General features: G+C 68.5%; 13 protein-coding genes. 12 read left to right on the top strand and 1 reads right to left on the bottom strand.

The features are described 5' to 3' along the window. Positions 1-38 precede the first annotated feature (38 nt). Together AC3WLY_RS11740 and AC3WLY_RS11745 are read left to right on the top strand one after the other, a co-directional pair. Positions 39-788 carry a response regulator transcription factor gene (locus tag AC3WLY_RS11740; RefSeq protein ID WP_072436848.1) on the top strand — a complete coding sequence of 250 codons (750 nt, stop codon included), beginning with the start codon at positions 39-41 and terminating at the stop codon, positions 786-788. After that, the gene (locus AC3WLY_RS11745; protein ID WP_492308364.1) at positions 785-2,347 is read left to right on the top strand and encodes a secretion protein; all 1,563 of its coding nucleotides are present in this window, start codon (positions 785-787) and stop codon (positions 2,345-2,347) included. Before AC3WLY_RS11740 ends, AC3WLY_RS11745 begins: the two co-directional genes overlap by 4 nt. Positions 2,348-2,513: 166 nt before the next feature. On the opposite strand, the gene AC3WLY_RS11750 is transcribed toward AC3WLY_RS11745, so the two are convergent. Continuing rightward, a complete protein-coding gene (locus tag AC3WLY_RS11750) occupies positions 2,514-3,617 on the bottom strand; it encodes a type IV pilus twitching motility protein PilT (RefSeq protein ID WP_006762531.1) in 1,104 nt (367 codons plus the stop codon). Between the two features lie 312 nt (positions 3,618-3,929). Between AC3WLY_RS11750 and AC3WLY_RS11755 the strand changes: the two genes are divergently transcribed. The 10 genes from AC3WLY_RS11755 (at position 3,930) to sctC (ending at position 15,362) form a co-directional block, all read left to right on the top strand. Further along, positions 3,930-4,418 (top strand): toxin co-regulated pilus biosynthesis Q family protein, encoded by a 489-nt coding sequence (locus tag AC3WLY_RS11755; protein WP_492308363.1) that lies wholly within the window; start codon positions 3,930-3,932, stop codon positions 4,416-4,418. After that, a complete protein-coding gene (pilN, locus tag AC3WLY_RS11760; RefSeq protein WP_492308362.1) occupies positions 4,418-6,166 on the top strand; it encodes a PilN family type IVB pilus formation outer membrane protein in 1,749 nt (582 codons plus the stop codon). The genes AC3WLY_RS11755 and pilN overlap by 1 nt, the downstream gene beginning before the upstream one ends. A gap of 11 nt (positions 6,167-6,177) precedes the next feature. Next, positions 6,178-7,467: a type 4b pilus protein PilO2 gene (gene pilO2, locus AC3WLY_RS11765; protein ID WP_072436843.1), complete on the top strand. Its 1,290-nt coding sequence runs from the start codon at positions 6,178-6,180 to the stop codon at positions 7,465-7,467. Between the two features lie 13 nt (positions 7,468-7,480). Further along, a complete protein-coding gene (pilP, locus tag AC3WLY_RS11770; RefSeq protein WP_175959216.1) occupies positions 7,481-7,969 on the top strand; it encodes a type IV pilus biogenesis protein PilP in 489 nt (162 codons plus the stop codon). Beyond that, positions 7,966-9,576 (top strand): GspE/PulE family protein, encoded by a 1,611-nt coding sequence (locus AC3WLY_RS11775; protein WP_204422934.1) that lies wholly within the window; start codon positions 7,966-7,968, stop codon positions 9,574-9,576. The genes pilP and AC3WLY_RS11775 overlap by 4 nt, the downstream gene beginning before the upstream one ends. Continuing rightward, positions 9,566-10,642, top strand: coding sequence for a type II secretion system F family protein (locus AC3WLY_RS11780; RefSeq protein WP_425130917.1), 1,077 nt, complete (start codon positions 9,566-9,568; stop codon positions 10,640-10,642). Before AC3WLY_RS11775 ends, AC3WLY_RS11780 begins: the two co-directional genes overlap by 11 nt. 32 nt (positions 10,643-10,674) lie before the next feature. Further along, positions 10,675-11,226: a type 4 pilus major pilin gene (locus AC3WLY_RS11785; protein ID WP_175959146.1), complete on the top strand. Its 552-nt coding sequence runs from the start codon at positions 10,675-10,677 to the stop codon at positions 11,224-11,226. 36 nt (positions 11,227-11,262) lie between these two features. Then, positions 11,263-11,742: a type IV pilus biogenesis protein PilM gene (gene pilM, locus AC3WLY_RS11790; protein ID WP_072436839.1), complete on the top strand. Its 480-nt coding sequence runs from the start codon at positions 11,263-11,265 to the stop codon at positions 11,740-11,742. Continuing rightward, a complete protein-coding gene (locus tag AC3WLY_RS11795; protein WP_492308361.1) occupies positions 11,742-13,424 on the top strand; it encodes a type II secretion system protein in 1,683 nt (560 codons plus the stop codon). The genes pilM and AC3WLY_RS11795 overlap by 1 nt, the downstream gene beginning before the upstream one ends. Before the next feature lie 117 nt (positions 13,425-13,541). Beyond that, positions 13,542-15,362, top strand: coding sequence for a type III secretion system outer membrane ring subunit SctC (gene sctC, locus AC3WLY_RS11800; RefSeq protein ID WP_492308360.1), 1,821 nt, complete (start codon positions 13,542-13,544; stop codon positions 15,360-15,362). The last annotated feature ends 47 nt before the right edge of the window (positions 15,363-15,409 follow it).

Consider the following 15,409-nt stretch of genomic DNA (forward strand, 5'->3'; position numbering starts at 1 on the left):
TTTTCGCTTCTTTTCGCTTGACGAACCCTATTTCCGCGATGTCCGAACCGAACATGCAGCGCACCGTGCAGCAGCCCAAGCAGATCGTCGTCGTCGAGGACGATCCGGTGCAGCGCACGCTGCTCGTCACCTGGCTCAAGGCCGAGGGCTACCGCGTCGAGGCGTTCGACGACGGGCTCGACGCGCGCCGCTTCCTCGGCGACAGCTGGGCCGATCTGCTGGTGCTCGACTGGGACCTGCCCGGGATGACGGGCGAGCGGCTGCTCGGGTGGGTGCGTGGCCGCGCGCGCTCGATCGTCCCGGTGATCTTCCAGACCGTGCATTCGGACGAAGAAGACATCGTGAAGATTCTCGACGCCGGCGCGGACGATTTCCTGATCAAGCCGCTCGAGAAGCAGACGCTGCTCGCACGCGTGCGCGCGTTGTTGCGGCGCTTCGCGGCGCTGTCGGTCGACAGCGGGCGCATGCAGCTCGGCGGCTGCGTGTTGTCGCGCGCGACGCTGACCGTGTCCGACGGCAGCGCGTCGCATGCATTCAGCGCGAAGGAGTTCGACATTCTCTGGCATCTGGCCGAGCATCCCGGCACCGTCGTGCAGCGGCAGGATCTGTTGCGGCTCGTGTGGGGCGCGGAAGCGTCCGCGCAAACCCGCACGGTCGACATGTACGTGAGCCGGCTGCGCAGCCGGCTGAAAGCGGCGGGCCTCGGCTGGACCGTGCATGCGGCGTACGCGACAGGCTACCGCCTGAACCTGGGCGCGGACGCCGAGCCGGCGGATCGCGCATCGTGACGCGGCGCGCGGCCGCGTCGGCTGCCGCCATCGCGCTCGCGCTCGCGAGCCATGCGCCGGCGCTCCATGCGGTGCCGCTCGTGTGGCCGCTCGCGCGCTTCGACTATCGCGTCGGGCCGGTGAGCGTCGCCGCCGCGCTGAGCGAACTGAGCCGCCGCTCGGGCGTCGCGATCGACGTGGACGCAGGCGCGTCGTGCCGGCTCGACGTGCGCGAGGCGCTGCCGCCGCGGCGTTTTGTCGACTGGGTTGCGCGCACATGCGGACTTGCGGCGTACTACGACGGCGCGGTGCTGCAGCTCGTCGCGCCCGATGCGTTCGAGCGTGCGGCGGTGCGGCTCAATTACGCGACGCCGGCCGAGCTGCGCGCGACGCTCGCACGGCAGCGGATCGTCGACGAGCGCTGGCGGCCCGGCTACGACGACGCGGCGCGGATCGTGCGGGTCGCCGGCCCGCCGCGCTATGTCGCGCTCGTGCTCGCCGCCGCGCGCGCGCTCGACGAAGCCGCGCAGGCGCGCGTGCGGACCGAGACGCGCGCGTTCAGGCTGCATGCGCGCGCGGCGGCTGACCGCGCCGTGCGCGGCGACGCGGGCGATGCGTCGCTGCCGGGGCTCGCGACGCGGCTGCGCCGCCGGCTCGAGCAGGACGGCGTCGCGCCGCGCGCGGTGCCCGGCGTGCGCGAATTCACGGCGTCGCTGCCGATCGTCGACGCGGATGCACGCTCGAACACCGTGCTGATCCGCGACGTGCCCACGCGGCTGGCGCGCGATGCACGGCTCGTCGCGCAGCTCGATACGCTGCCCGCGTCGATTCGGATCGATGCGTTCGGCGCGACGCTCGCGCGCGCGCAGATCGACGCGCTCGGGTTGCGGTGGCGCGACGACACGCAGGCGTCCGTATCCTCCGGCGCATCCGCCCCGCGCGTGGCGATCGCGCCCGCGCCGGACGGCTGCGCGCCGATGCGCGCGCGCATCGCCGAGCTTGCCGCGCACGGCGACGCATCGATCGACGCCGACGGCTCGACGCTGACGCTCCCCGACGACAGCGCGGATTTCGGCCGTCTGCGGCAGGTGTTCGTCACGTCGGGCGACGGCAATGCGCGATCGCTCGACGCGCAGCGGAACGGATTCGCGATGCGGGTTACGCCGCGCGAGACCGTGCAGGCGGGCCGTTATTCGCTCGACATGCGGATCGTCGAGCGCTGGGCGGACCGCGACAGCCGCTCGTCCGGCGCATCGTCGTCGCGCGAAACCGTATCCGGCGCGACGCTCTCGGCAGGGGAATGCGTGGCGCTCGCGCTGCCGCTTGCCGCCGGACATGAGGCGCAGCGGCTCGTGCTGGTGACGCCGCGCATGACGTCCGCCGATCCCGTGCGCCGGCCGCCGCCGGCATCGCCGACCGCGCAGGCGCGACGCGCGCCGGCCGCGGCAAGCGCAATCGCCAGCTTCCCCGAAACCGCGAATCCCGCGACGCAAACGCGCGCGACGTTACGCGCGCATTCGTCGGCGACGCCGCCGGACGGCCTCGGCCTCAGCATGCAGACGCGCCTGCTCGGCAATTGATGCAAACTCCACGCATTATTAAACGACGGTCTGGCATGATTTAGACGCGCGACGACAATCGGCTTTTGAAATTAATTCCACCAGCCGATTAACACGGGATTCGGCATGTTTATACGATTTTTTCCGATTTTAGATCGGCATGGAAAATACCGGATCGGATGCGTGCCTAACGATTAACAATCGACTGCATCATTTCATTCAGCTCGATCCGATTGTAAGTCGCCCGTAACGCGTCCTTCGTCGAGATCCGGTTGCGGGCCGCGAGCGCGGCGAGGTCGTCGTTCAGGGAGCGCGACATGTTGTCCTCGCGGCGCCGCAGGAACTCGTTGACGAGGTGCAGCTTCGTCGGATCCGCGATCAGCTTCGCGACCTGGTTGTTGTTGTTGAACAGCAGTTCGCTCGCGAGCACGAGGCTTTCGCCGTCCGCGCTCGGCACGAGGCTCTGGCAGACGATGCCGATCAGCGATTCGGCGAGCGCGACCGCGTGCCGGTCGCGCTGCTCGACCGGAAAGAACGACAGCAGCTTGTTGAGCGCGCTGACCGCGCTGCCCGTGTGCATCGTCGCGAGCACGAGGTGCCCCGATTCGCCCGCTTGCAGCAGCGTGTCGGCCGTCTGCGCGTCGCGCACCTCGCCGACCATCACGACGTCCGGCTTCTGCCGCAGCGCCTCGCGCAGCCCGTGCGGGAAATTCGGCGTGTCGGTCGGCACTTCGCGCTGCGAGATGATTGACTGGCGGCGCTCCAGATAGTATTCGATCGGCTCCTCGATCGTGACGATATGCGTGTTGCGCGTCGTGTTGATGTGCTCGAGCAGCGACGCGATCGTCGTCGTCTTGCCCGAGCCCGTCGGGCCCGTGACGAGGATGATGCCCTTCGTGTTGTCGAGCATCGAGCGCACGTAGACGGGCAGGCCGAGTTCCTCGAGCGGCAGCGGCTTGAGCGGCAGCCGGCGCATCGAGATCACGATCTTGCGGCCGCCGCCCGCGCGGTACACGTGGCAGCGCAGCCGGCAGCGCGTGAGGACGAACGGGCGATCGAGCGTGCCTTGACGCAGCGCGGCTTCCCAATGCTCGTCGATCGCGTCGAGCAGCGGCCGCATGTCGTCGAGGAGCACCGGTTCGTCGCTCGTCTCGACCCAGCCGCGCGGGGTCTTGATCGTGACGGGGCGGTCCTGCTCGATGTGGATGTCGGTGAACATCTGCTTCAGGTCGATCAGGCCGAGCACTTCGCCCGCGAGATCGCGCAGCGGGGCGGCGGCATGCTGGTTCATCTTGGCAGTTCGAATGAATGGATTGGGCGGCGCATTTCGCGCGGTGAAAGAGGAAATTGAATGGTCTATTTAATTTTGCATGCAAACTAGCTTTTGTCAAACTGTTCGGGGTATATTTGCCGCGCAATAATCACTTCAATAATGCGACTGCGTGCGTAGACCTATTATGTAACGCTGCGGTAATCCCATGTTCGGAAAGCCATTTCCGGCCGCGCAGGCGGTCCGAGGCGTCGGACGCGGCATCCGGGATCATCGAGCAGCAAAGCGCGGGGGCCAGCGGCGCACGGCAGCAGTCGAGTAACGAGGACAATCATGATGCACGGCGCTACGGTCGCCGCGGCCGCGTTCATCGCGACCGCGCTTTTTGCAACCGATTGCGCGGCGAGCGGCCCGCCCGCCGGCACCGATCCGGCGATCGGCGGCCCATTTGTCGAGCGCTTCGATCACGCACCGCTGACGGCAACGCGCGTCGACGTCTTGCGCGCGATATCGCCATCGGCGTCAGCCGGGGCCGCGCGGCCCGCGTCACTGCCCGTTGCGGACGCACCCGTCTGGGACGTGCGCGCGTCCGACGGCACGATCCGCGGCGTCTTGTTGCGATGGGCGCGCACGGCGGGCTGGCAGCTCGTCTGGGATGCGCCGGTCGATTTCAGCATCGACGCGCAGGCGACGCTGCGCGGTTCGTTCGAGGATGCGCTGCAAGTGCTCGTCGCGAGTCTCGGCCGCACGGCGACGCCGATCCAGGCGATTCTCTATCAAGGCAATCACGTGTTGCGCGTCGTCGCGCAGGGAGCGGGCTGATGCGCGTCTTTTTCGTCATTTCGTTACTGGCCGCCGCGCTGCTGAGCGGCTGCACCGGGCTGCGCAGCGGCATCGAGCGGGACGTGCGACGCGATTCGGACGAATCCGGCGCGCTCCTCAAGCGCACCGCCGACGGCGACAACAGCGTGCACGCGCTGTCGCCCGTCGTCGTCGACAACGGGCTGTGGGTGTCGGCGGGCGCCGTGAAGCTGCAGAGCCGCGAACAGCTCCCCGCGCTATTCGACGAGCCGGCGTCATTCGACCGCGCGGTCTCTTCGTTAGCCGAATTCGCCGAGCAGATCACGCGGCTCACGCAGGTGCCGACGCAGGTCGCCGCGAGCGCGCAGCAGGCGGCCGCGCGTTCGCAGCAAGGCGGCGGCGCGGACGGCGTCGCGCGCGGCGCACCCGCGTTCCTCGACGCGGCGGGCGGGCGCTCGATGCCGCCGCTGCCGCCCGGCATGCCGGGCGGCGGGTCGTCCGGCGGCGGCAAGGCGGGCAGCGGCGCGGACGGCGGCGGCGCCGGCACGTCGTTCGCGCCGGCGCGCATCCTGTACACGGGCGGCACGCTGCGCGGCCTGCTCGACGCGGCATGCGCGCGCTTCGGCGTCTTCTGGAAATACGAGCAGGGGACGATCCGCTTCTTCTTCACCGATACCCGCACGTTCCAGGTCAACGCGATTCCCGGCGACTCGTCGCTGAACGCGTCGGTGGTGAGCGGCGCGACGAGCGACGGCACGTCGGGCGGCTCGCAGTCCGGCGGCTCGGGCAGCGGCGCGAGCGGCTCGGGCTCCGGCACGACGGGCCTCACCGCGAACAATACGGCGAACACCGCGGTGAATTCGCAGCTGTCCGTGTTCAACGGGCTGCAGAGCGCGATCCAGTCGATGCTGTCGCGCTACGGCAGCTCGGTCGCATCGCCCGCGACCGGCTCGATCTCGGTGACCGACACGCCCGACGTGATCGAGCGCGTCGCCGCGTTCATGACGCAGCAGAACCGCTCGCTGTCGCGGCAGGTGATGCTCAACGTGACGGTGCTCAGCGTGTCGCTGAAGGCGGGCGACGCATACGGGATCGACTGGAGCCTCGTCTACAAGACGGTGTCGGCGCAATTCGGGATCTCCAACCCGTTCACGCCGGCCGCGGTGACGCCCGGCGACCTGTCCGCGACGGTGCTCAGCCCGACGAGCCGCTTCAACGGCACCAAGCTGCTGATTCGCGCGTTGTCGCAGCAGGGGACGGTGCGCCGCAAGACGTCGGCGTCGGTCACGACGCTCAACAACCAGCCGGTGCCCGTGCAAGTCGCGACGCAGACGGGCTATCTCGCGTCGGTGTCGACGACGAACACCGCGAACGTCGGCTCGTCGACCGCGCTCACGCCGGGCACCGTAACGACGGGCTTCAACATGACGCTGTTGCCGCACGTGCTCGACGATGGCACCGTGATGCTGCAGTTCTCGACGAACATCTCGTCGCTGCTCCAGCTGAAGGAAGTGTCGAGCAGTACGGGCAGCGGCGCGACGCGGATCCAGACGCCCGACGTCGACATGCGCAACTTCCTGCAGCGGGTCGCGATGAAGTCGGGCGAGACGCTCGTCATCAGCGGCTACGAAGGCACGAACGATTCGCTCGACGAGCGCGGCATCGGCACGCCGAAGATGATCGCGCTCGGCGGCGGCTACGAGGCGCAACGCTCGCGCGAGGTGATCGTGATCCTGATCACGCCCGTCACGCAGCGCGGCGGCGCCTGACGGAGCCGGCAATGAGCGCGCAGGTGATTCAAATCGGCCGCCAGCGCTTCGTCGGCGGCTTGTTCTGGCAGTCGCTGTCGAGGCGCAACGAGCTGCGCGCCGAAGCAGTCGAGCTCGCGAAGAAGCTGAAGTTCGACCTGATGGTGCTGCGGATCGATCGCGGCGGCGCGGCGGCGGGCTATGCGAACACGCGCGACGGCTTCGCGCCCGGGCATCTGTCGCTCGGCGCGATGGTGTCGCGCGCGATCGCGCTCGAAGGCGCGTTCTACAACGGACGCCGGCAGCCCGCGCCGAACTGGCTCGGCGCGTTCGCGCTGCCCGACGGACGCTGGGCGTACTTCGCGGTGCGCGACCACGCGTTCATGCCGAACGGCGACTGGGTCGGCACTCGCGAAGAAGCGTTGGAACGGCTGCATACCGATTACGCGTGGGGCGGCTGGAACGTCGTGATCGGCGAGCTGGAGCTCGAGAAGCAGGGCTTCCAGAATTTTCAGCCGAAGCGGCTCGACGATCTGCTGCCGCGCCGTGGCGGCCGGCCGCGTACCGAGCGCTGGTGGGCGTTGCGGCCCATCGAGCGGCGCTTGTCGCCGCGCGCCGCGCTGGTCGCCGCGGCGGTCGTGTGCGTCGCGGGCGGCGGCGCGTTCGCCTATTGGCATCATCGCGCGAAGGTCGAGGACGAGCAACGCGAGGCGGCGCTCGAACGCGTGCGCGCGGAACTCGCCGCGCGGCAGGCGAAGAGCGGCCCCGTCGTTCCGCCGTGGGCGGCGCTGCCCGACGCAGTCGGGTTCGCGCGCGCGTGCGCGACGCGCTTCGGCCGGCTCGCGCCGGGCGGCTGGCGGCTCGATCGCTACGAATGCACGCCGGACGCGGCGCACTACACGTGGGCGCGCAATGGCTCGAACGTGCGCTACCTGCTCGCCGCGGAGCCCGACGCGATCGTCGACACCGACGGCGAACGCGCGACGCTCGAGGTGCCGCTCGCCGCGCCGACGGCGGGCGACACGCCGCTCGTCGACGATTCGGTTGTCAGGACGCAACTTCTGTCGCGTCTCCAATGGCTCGATGCCGTGGCTAAACTGGACCCGCTGCTTCCCGATCAGGCGGCGCGCGCCCCGCTCGCGAATCTCGCGCAGCAGGCGGCCGCCGCGGTCGGGTGGCGCGCGTACCGGCTGAACGCGAGCCTCGGCGGCGTCGCGCCGCCCGAGTTCGTGCGCGCGATCGACGTGCCGGGGCTGCGCGTGCAGCGCCTCGCTTACCAGAACAATCAGTGGACTCTCGAAGGAGTGCTCTATGCGAAATAGTCGCGTCCGATGGATGTGCGCACTTGGCCTGGCGGTGCTCGCCGGCGCCGTGCGCGCGGCGGGGCCCGTGTCGTCCGACGAGGACGGCGCGACCGCCGCGCGGCTCACGCAGTTGCAAAGCGAGACGGTGCTGCTGCAGGCGCAGTTGAAGAAGCTCGAGACCGAGCAACAGGTCGCCGAGCGGTCCGCGCAGCTCGCGCGCGTGCGCGGCGGCGCGCCGGCCGGGCAGTTCGCGGTGACGGCGATCGAAGGCGTCGGCAAGCGTGCGTTCGCGACGCTGCGGATGAACGGCGGCGCCGAATTCGAAGTGCAGCGCGGCGACGCGCTGCCGGACGGTGGACGCGTCGTCGCGATCGAGCCGCGTGCGGTCGTCGTGTCGAATCGTGGGCGCACCACGAGGCTGTCGACGGCGTCGCCGTCGTACGCGGGCAATCCGCCGCTGCCGGCCGACCCGGCCGCGCCGCCGCCGATGCTGCCCGCACTGCCGGCGAGCGGATCATGAGCCACGCCGCGCAACCACCCGACGCGACGCCCGTGCGCGCGCCGCTGCCCGCCAGCGGCGATGCCGCGCCGCCGCGCGGCCCGCGCGCCGTCAGCGAAGCGGGCGACTTCGCTGCGAGCGTCGAGGAACGCAAGTTCGTCTGCCTGTTCGACGACGGGCGTCTCCTGATTGCCGACGGCCACGAGATGAATCCGTTCGTGCTGTCGTATCGCGCGCGGCTTGACCGGATGGGCCGGCCGTACCGGCCGACGCCCGCGACGCTGATGCAGGTGCGCGAGGCGTACCGGCAGAACGCCGCGGGCGGCGGCGAGCGGCTCGATCACACGGTGATGCAGGTGCTCGCGAAGGAGCTGATCGGCCGCGCGTGCCGCGAGCGCGCATCGGACATCCATATCCGCGTGCGCCGCTTCAGCACCGAGGTCTACTTCCGAATCCACAACGAGCTCATGCGCGTGAACGAGCACACGCGCGAGCACGGCGAGCGGCTGCTCGCGACGCTGTACGGCGCGATGACGACCGTATCGGACAACAGCTACCGGCCGAGCGAACGTCAGGACGCGAGCATTGGCGACCGCGACAAGCTGCCGGACGATCTGTACGGCGTGCGGATCGCGACGACGCCGACCAACGAAGGCAGCCTGATGGTGCTGCGGCTCCTGTACAACGATGCGGGCGACGCGACCGATCTCGCGGCGCTCGGCTTCGCGCCCGAGCACGTCGCGGCGTTCCGTGCGTTGCGCGCACAGCCGCACGGGATGAACATCATCAGCGGCCCGACGGGTTCCGGCAAATCGACGACGCTGCAGCGGATGCTCGCCGCGCAGATCGACGAGTCGCGCGGCAGCCTGCACGTGATCACGGTCGAGGACCCGATCGAATATCCGATCGACGGCGCGGTGCAGACGCCCGTCGCGAACGCGCCGACCGAGGACGCGCGCGCGCTCGCGTTCGCGGCGGCGATCACGAACGCGATGCGGCTCGATCCGGACACGATCATGATCGGCGAGGTCCGCGACCGCGCGTCCGGGCAGACGGCGCTGCGCGCGTCGATGACGGGCCACCAGGTGTGGACGACGGTGCACGCGAACAGCGCACTCGCGATCGCCGACCGCCTGATCGATCTCGGCCTGCACGCGCGGATGGTCACCGATCACACGGTGATCTCCGGGCTCATCAGCCAGCGTCTCGTGAAGCTGCTGTGTCCGCATTGCAAGCTGCGGCTCGTCGATCATCCGGACCGGATCGAGCCGGGCCTGTTTGCGCGGCTGCGGCTCGCGCTCGACAGCCGGATGCACGACGTGTGCATCGCAGGCGACGGCTGCGAGCACTGCCGCACGGTCGGCACGATCGGCCGCACCGTCGTCGCCGAAGTGATCCTGCCCGATGCGCGGCTGTTCGAATTCCTGCGCGACGGCGACAAGGTCGGCGCGCTCGAGTACTGGACCGGCACGCGCGGCGGGATGACGCTTGGCGAGCACGCGCTGCGCAAGGTCGCGGCGGGGCTCGTCGATCCGCGCGGCGTCGAGCGCGTCGTCGGCACGCTCGCGCCGGTTGCGGGCGAAGCGCGACAGCAACTGTCGCTCGTCGGATTCAGCTATGGCACTTGAGCTGAATCGCCGCTGGGCGAAGTTCTGCCTGAATGCCGACGAGCGGCTGCGCGTCTATCGGAAGATCGCGAAGATGCTCGGCAACGGGCTGCCGCTCCTCAAGGTGCTGGAGGAACTCGAATGGCGCGCGTCGCGCGAAGGGCGCAAGCCGCGCGAGCCGCTCGCGATCGTGCTGTCCGACTGGCGGCTCGCCGTGCAGAACGGCCGGATGCTGTCGGAGGCGATGGAGGCATGGGTGCCCGCGACGGAGCAGATGATCGTCGCGGCGGGCGAGCAGGCGGGGCGCATCGAGGACGCGCTCGTGTCGGTTGCCGACATCGTGCAGTCGAGCCGCAAGATCCGCCGCGCGGTCACGGGCGGCGTCGCGTATCCGGTCGGGCTCGTCGTGATGGTGATCGGCTATCTGTACCTGTTCGGCACGCACGTGATCCCGAAGTTCGCGCTGATCGCCGATCCGACGCACTGGCGCGGCGCCGCGCGCTCGCTGTACCTGATGTCGCTGTTCGTGCAGGGCTGGATGTTCGTCGTCGTCGCGGCGCTCGTCGCGGTGCTCGCCGCGCTCGCGTGGTCGCTGCCGCGCTGGCGTGGGCCGCTGCGCATCTATGCGGATCGCGTGCCGCCTTATTCGATCTACCGGCTCGTCACGGGCAGCGGCTTCCTGATCGCGTTCTCGGCGCTGCAGGCGTCGGGCGTCACGGTCGAGAGGGCGCTGCTCAAGATCGGCGCGGTCGCGGAGCCGTGGCTGCGCGAGCGGATCGACGACACGCTGGTCGGCGTGAAGTCGGGCCTCAACGCCGGCGAGGCGCTGCTCAACGCCGGTTATCAGTTTCCGTCGCGCGAGATCGTCGAGGATTTGTGCATCTACGCCGAATACGGCGGCTTCGACGCGGCACTCAAGATGCTCGCCGATGAATGGCTCGAAGAGGGCGTCGCGCGGATTACCGCGCAGATGCGCGTGCTGAACGGCGTCGCGATCGTCGCGCTCGCGATGGTGATCGGCTGGCTCGTGACGGGCTTCTTCGGCATCCAGCAGGAAATCGCCACGATGACGCGCGCGATGCATTGACGTCGCGCATTTTCAATTCAGGAGAACACACTATGAAACCACTCGCCAACCCTCCCGCCTATCGACATGCACCGGCGTTCTGCCGGAGGCACCGCAAGGAGCGCGGTGCGTCGCTGCTCGAGAGCATCGCGTATCTGGGCGTCGCAGCGATCGTGATCGTCGGCGCGATCGCGCTGCTCGGGTCGGCGTTCTCGAGCGCGAATACGAATCGGCTGACTGAGGATCTGAATGCGATTCAGACGGGCACAAAAAAGCTTTACATGGGGCAGGTGAACAACTACGGCTCGGATTCGATGAACGCGAATTTGAGTGCGGCGAAGGTGTTTCCGGGGACGCTGACACCGGACGGCAACGGCGGTGTTTCGAATACGTGGGGAGGGACTGTGACCGTGACCGGTGCGAACCAGACTTTCACAGTCACTTACACGCAGGTGCCGAGAGAAGTCTGCGTCAACACGTTGACGGCCGGCGGAAACTGGAAATCGGCGAAGATTGGCGAAAAGTCCGTCGATTATCCAGTCTCGCCGAGCGCTGCGACGGGCGCTTGCACCGATAACGCCACCATTATCTGGACGTCGAACTGACGCCACCAGACTCATTCGTCATCACCCATTTCACTTATGTACGCCCTCGCCGCCGCACTGGCCTTCGCGTCGATCGCCGCTGTCTATGCGACGCTGCAAGACCCGTCCGCCATTCCCGCGCTGCAACCGGCGCGCACCGCGCAGGCGCTCGCCGAAAACCTCGCCATCTACCGGCAGGCGACGCTCGACTACGCGCGCGTGCATCCCGGCACGCGCGGCGCGGTGCCGAATACGCGGCTGCCGTTTCCGACGTGGTATCCGGGCGCGAACCCGCTATGGCGCAACTACGTCATGGACGGCACCGTTGTCGCGTATGCGTCGGCGGCGCCGTCCGTCAATATCACCGGCGAAATCACGACGCTCGCCGACGGTTCGCTGTTCGCGGGCGTCGCGTATCGCAATGCGGTCGTGCGCCCCGGCAACGCGAATCCGAACGCGCCGGTGAGCGGCGTGCCGCTGCCAGCCGGGTTGAAGATTGCGAACGGCATGCCGGTCTGGATGGGGCAAGCGTACTGATGCATTTCAAGTCTTCCCGTCGCCGCGCGCGCGGCATCGCGCTGATCGAGGTGCTCGGCGCGCTGGCGATCGCCGCAGTGATGCTCGCCGGCATCGCGATGATGATGGATTCGTCGCTGGACGACGTGCGTGCGGAGCAGGCCGCGCAATACCAGGCGCAGGTGACGGCCGCCGCCACGCGGGCGTTGAAGCGCGATTACGATACCTGGCTGCAGCGCGCGAACCAGCAGACGCCCATCGTGATGAAGCTTGCCGATCTGCAGGCGACGAATGATCTGCCTGCAGCACTTCGGCCAACGAATGCATACGGCCAGAACACGTGCGTACTCGTCAAGCGGAGCGCGCTCGGCACCGGGCTCGACGCGCTGGTCGTGACGACCGGCGGCGAGACGATCGGCGACAAGGAACTCGGGCTCGTCGCCGCGAGTGCGGGGCCGGGTGGCGGTTCGATCAGCAGGGCGTTTCCGAATGAAGTGCGCGGCGCATTCGACGCGTGGCGGATGCCGCTCGGCACGTTTCTCGGCGGCAGCTCGCCAACCTGCGGTCCGAACGGCGCCACGCCGCCGAATGTGGGACACCTCGCGAACGAGATCTTCTTCAACGGTCCGGGCCAGCAGATCAACAGCGATTACCTGTACCGCGTTGGCGTCGGCGGCCACCCGGAGGCGAACGCGATGCAGGTGCCGATCTGGCTCACGCACACGTTCACGGACGGCAACCCCGACGCGGCGAACTGCGGAACGGCCGGCAACTTCACGAACGGCAAGCTTGGCGCGGACGCACTCGGCAATCTGCTGAGCTGCAAGAGTGGCGTTTGGCGCGGCGCTGGCGGCCACTGGAAGGATCCTGTCAAAAGGACCAACGATCTGCCCACCGATGCATCGAACGAAGTCGGCGACGTGCGCCTCACGCTCGACACATTCCGCGCCTATGCGTGGACGGGCGCCGCCTGGCAGGCACTCGCGGTCGATCAGAACGACAACCTGATCGTGCCCGGTGTCGTCTCCGCGAACCAGTACGAGATTACCGGGCGCGTCGTCGTCAACACGCCGTGCGCGCCCGGTAACGATCGTCCAACTGCCGGCCTCATATCGATGGGCCAGGACGGACAAGTGTTGTCATGCCAGGACGGCAAGTGGCTGCCGCAGTCAGGGATCAAGATCGGCGGCACCGAAACGGCATGCGCGATCCTGATGGAGACGCCTGGCGCGAGTGATTTTTCGTGCGGGTTCACCTACCGTGGCGGGTATCCGAATCCGCCGCTCATCACCTACGAACGGGACGGCACGTACACGTACACGATCGACCGGCCGGTGAAGCTCGACAACAACGGGCTGATCGCGGTGAGCGCATACATGCACATGAGCTATGCGACCTGCGACCTGAAGGGGCGGGAAGGGCAGATGCGCCTGGTCGTCGAAGTCATCGACCGTCAGGGCGACAAGGTGATCGCGCACAACGAGGCGCAGTCGCCGAAATTGCGCGAAGACGCCGCGACGATCAACGTCACGCTGAACGTGGCCGCCGAGCCGCGCAGCGGATACACGGTCAGGCTTTCGAGCAAATGGGCGACGTACGACAGCTACGCGAAGACGCCGTGGACGTCCTCTTATTGCGGCGGCGGCCAGACCTTCCTCCAGACGCCGCTCGCAACCGGCTGGACCATCAATTCGTTCTATTGAACGGACCTTCGCCGCGCGCGGCCGCCGCCGCGGCCGGATGCGGTTAACTGCACGGGTCTCCCATTCGCGGCGCGCGCCTGTCCGACCGACGGCCGCGCGTCCTCACCGGACGGACCCATGAAGGCCAAGATTTCCATTTTGCTGTCCCTGATGTGCTCGCTTGCGAGCCTTTCCGTCGATGCCGCGCCGATCCGCTGGCGCAGCACCGAAATCCAGTACGCGGCGGAAGGCAAGGACGTGAAGGACGTCCTGCGCGACCTCTCCGCGAGCCAGAACATCGCGGCGAACGTCGCGCCCGGCGTGAGCGGCGCCGTCAGCGGCAAGATGAAGATGTCGCCTCAGCGCTTCCTCGACACGCTCTCCGCGTCGTTCGGCTTCGTCTGGTACTACGACGGCACCGTGCTGTACGTGACGCCCGCGAGCGACATGAAGAGCACGCTCGTCAAGCTCGATCACGCGAACATGGGCGACCTGCGGGACCTGCTCGAGCAGATGAAGGTCGCCGATCCGCGCTATCCGGTCACCTACAACGCGCAGCAGCGCACCGCGCTCGTCGCGGGGCCGCCGCGCTACGTCGAGCTCGTGACGAGCGTCGCCGCGCGGCTCGACGAGAATTCCGCGCGCACGGGCGGCACGACGATCCGCGTGTTTTCGCTGAAGCACGCGTGGGCCGCCGACCGCGACGTCAACGTCGACGGCACGACGGTGACGATGCCGGGCGTCGCGTCGCTGCTGAACCGGATGTATCACCCGGGCGACGGCAAGCGCGCGTCGCAGACGACCGTCGGCAAGCCGATCAGCCGCGCTGCACCGATGACGGATCTCGGCGGCGGGCGCGGCGGCGTGCCGCAATTGCCGCCGCTGCCGCCGTACATGCAGGGCGCGCAGTCGGGCGATGGCGCGGGCATGCCGGCCGGCGGCCTCGGCGGTCAGGGCGGCGATCCGCGTCCGAGCGGCATGGTTGCCGCCGCGATCGCCAATCCGGGCGCGGCGCGCGTGTCGGGCGCCGGCTGGCCCGACGCGAGCGGCGGTGCGAACGGCGTACCGGTGGGCGCGAGCGATTCGACCGACCTGCCGGTGATCCAGGCCGATCCGCGCACGAACTCGATTCTCGTGCGCGACGTGCCGGAACACATGGCGCAGTATCCGGACCTGATCGCGCTCCTCGACGTGAAGCCGCGATTGATCGAGATCGAGGCGCGCATCATCCAGATCGACGAAGGCGCGCTCAAGCAGCTCGGCGTCGACTGGCGCGCGCACAACAGCCATATCGATCTGCAGACGGGCACGGGGCTCACGTCGCAGAACTCGTATGCGAACGGTTCGCTGAATCCGACATTCGGTTCGATCACGCTGCCTGGCAACGATTCGGTTGGCCTGCCGGCGAGCCCGCTCGGTTTGTCGCTGACGGCCGTGCTCGGCGACGCGGGCCGCTATCTGCTCGCGCGGATCAACGCGCTCGAATCGTCGAACCAGGCGCGCACCGACGCGAGCCCGAAAGTCACGACGCTCGACAACGTCGAAGCGGTGATGGACAACAAGAAGCAGTTCTTCGTGCGCGTCGCGGGCTACACGTCGGCCGACCTGTACAGCATCTCGACGGGCGTGTCGCTGCGCGTGCTGCCGATGGTCGTCGAGGAGGGCGGGCGCACGCAGATCAAGCTCGACGTGCGGATCGTCGACGGCGAGCTGTCGCAGCAAACGGTCGACAACATTCCGGTGATCGTATCGAACGAGATCAACACGCAGGCGTTCATCGAGCAGGGGCAGGCGTTGCTGATCGCCGGCTACAAGGTGGATGCGCGCTCGAGCACGCAATCGGGCATACCGGTGCTGTCGAAGCTGCCGCTCGTCGGCGCGCTGTTCCGCTCGACCGACAGGCAGGACGGCCATAGTGAGCGGCTCTTTCTCGTGACGCCGCGTGTGATCGAGCCTTGAACGGGTGGCAGCCGGCTGCTTCGTGGCGGCCGGCGAGCGTGCGCGTG

The organism is Burkholderia sp. FW306-1C-G01B (genome assembly GCF_058781685.1).

What these genes read in the sequence shown, in the direction of transcription:
- AC3WLY_RS11740 (WP_072436848.1), top strand. Translation starts at nt 39, where the DNA reads ATGTCCGAACCGAACATGCAGCGCACCGTGCAGCAGCCCAAGCAGATC.
- AC3WLY_RS11750 (WP_006762531.1), bottom strand. Translation starts at nt 3,617, where the DNA reads ATGAACCAGCATGCCGCCGCCCCGCTGCGCGATCTCGCGGGCGAAGTG.
- AC3WLY_RS11755 (WP_492308363.1), top strand. Translation starts at nt 3,930, where the DNA reads ATGATGCACGGCGCTACGGTCGCCGCGGCCGCGTTCATCGCGACCGCG.
- pilN (WP_492308362.1), top strand. Translation starts at nt 4,418, where the DNA reads ATGCGCGTCTTTTTCGTCATTTCGTTACTGGCCGCCGCGCTGCTGAGC.
- pilO2 (WP_072436843.1), top strand. Translation starts at nt 6,178, where the DNA reads ATGAGCGCGCAGGTGATTCAAATCGGCCGCCAGCGCTTCGTCGGCGGC.
- pilP (WP_175959216.1), top strand. Translation starts at nt 7,481, where the DNA reads ATGTGCGCACTTGGCCTGGCGGTGCTCGCCGGCGCCGTGCGCGCGGCG.
- AC3WLY_RS11775 (WP_204422934.1), top strand. Translation starts at nt 7,966, where the DNA reads ATGAGCCACGCCGCGCAACCACCCGACGCGACGCCCGTGCGCGCGCCG.
- AC3WLY_RS11780 (WP_425130917.1), top strand. Translation starts at nt 9,566, where the DNA reads ATGGCACTTGAGCTGAATCGCCGCTGGGCGAAGTTCTGCCTGAATGCC.
- AC3WLY_RS11785 (WP_175959146.1), top strand. Translation starts at nt 10,675, where the DNA reads ATGAAACCACTCGCCAACCCTCCCGCCTATCGACATGCACCGGCGTTC.
- pilM (WP_072436839.1), top strand. Translation starts at nt 11,263, where the DNA reads ATGTACGCCCTCGCCGCCGCACTGGCCTTCGCGTCGATCGCCGCTGTC.
- AC3WLY_RS11795 (WP_492308361.1), top strand. Translation starts at nt 11,742, where the DNA reads ATGCATTTCAAGTCTTCCCGTCGCCGCGCGCGCGGCATCGCGCTGATC.
- sctC (WP_492308360.1), top strand. Translation starts at nt 13,542, where the DNA reads ATGAAGGCCAAGATTTCCATTTTGCTGTCCCTGATGTGCTCGCTTGCG.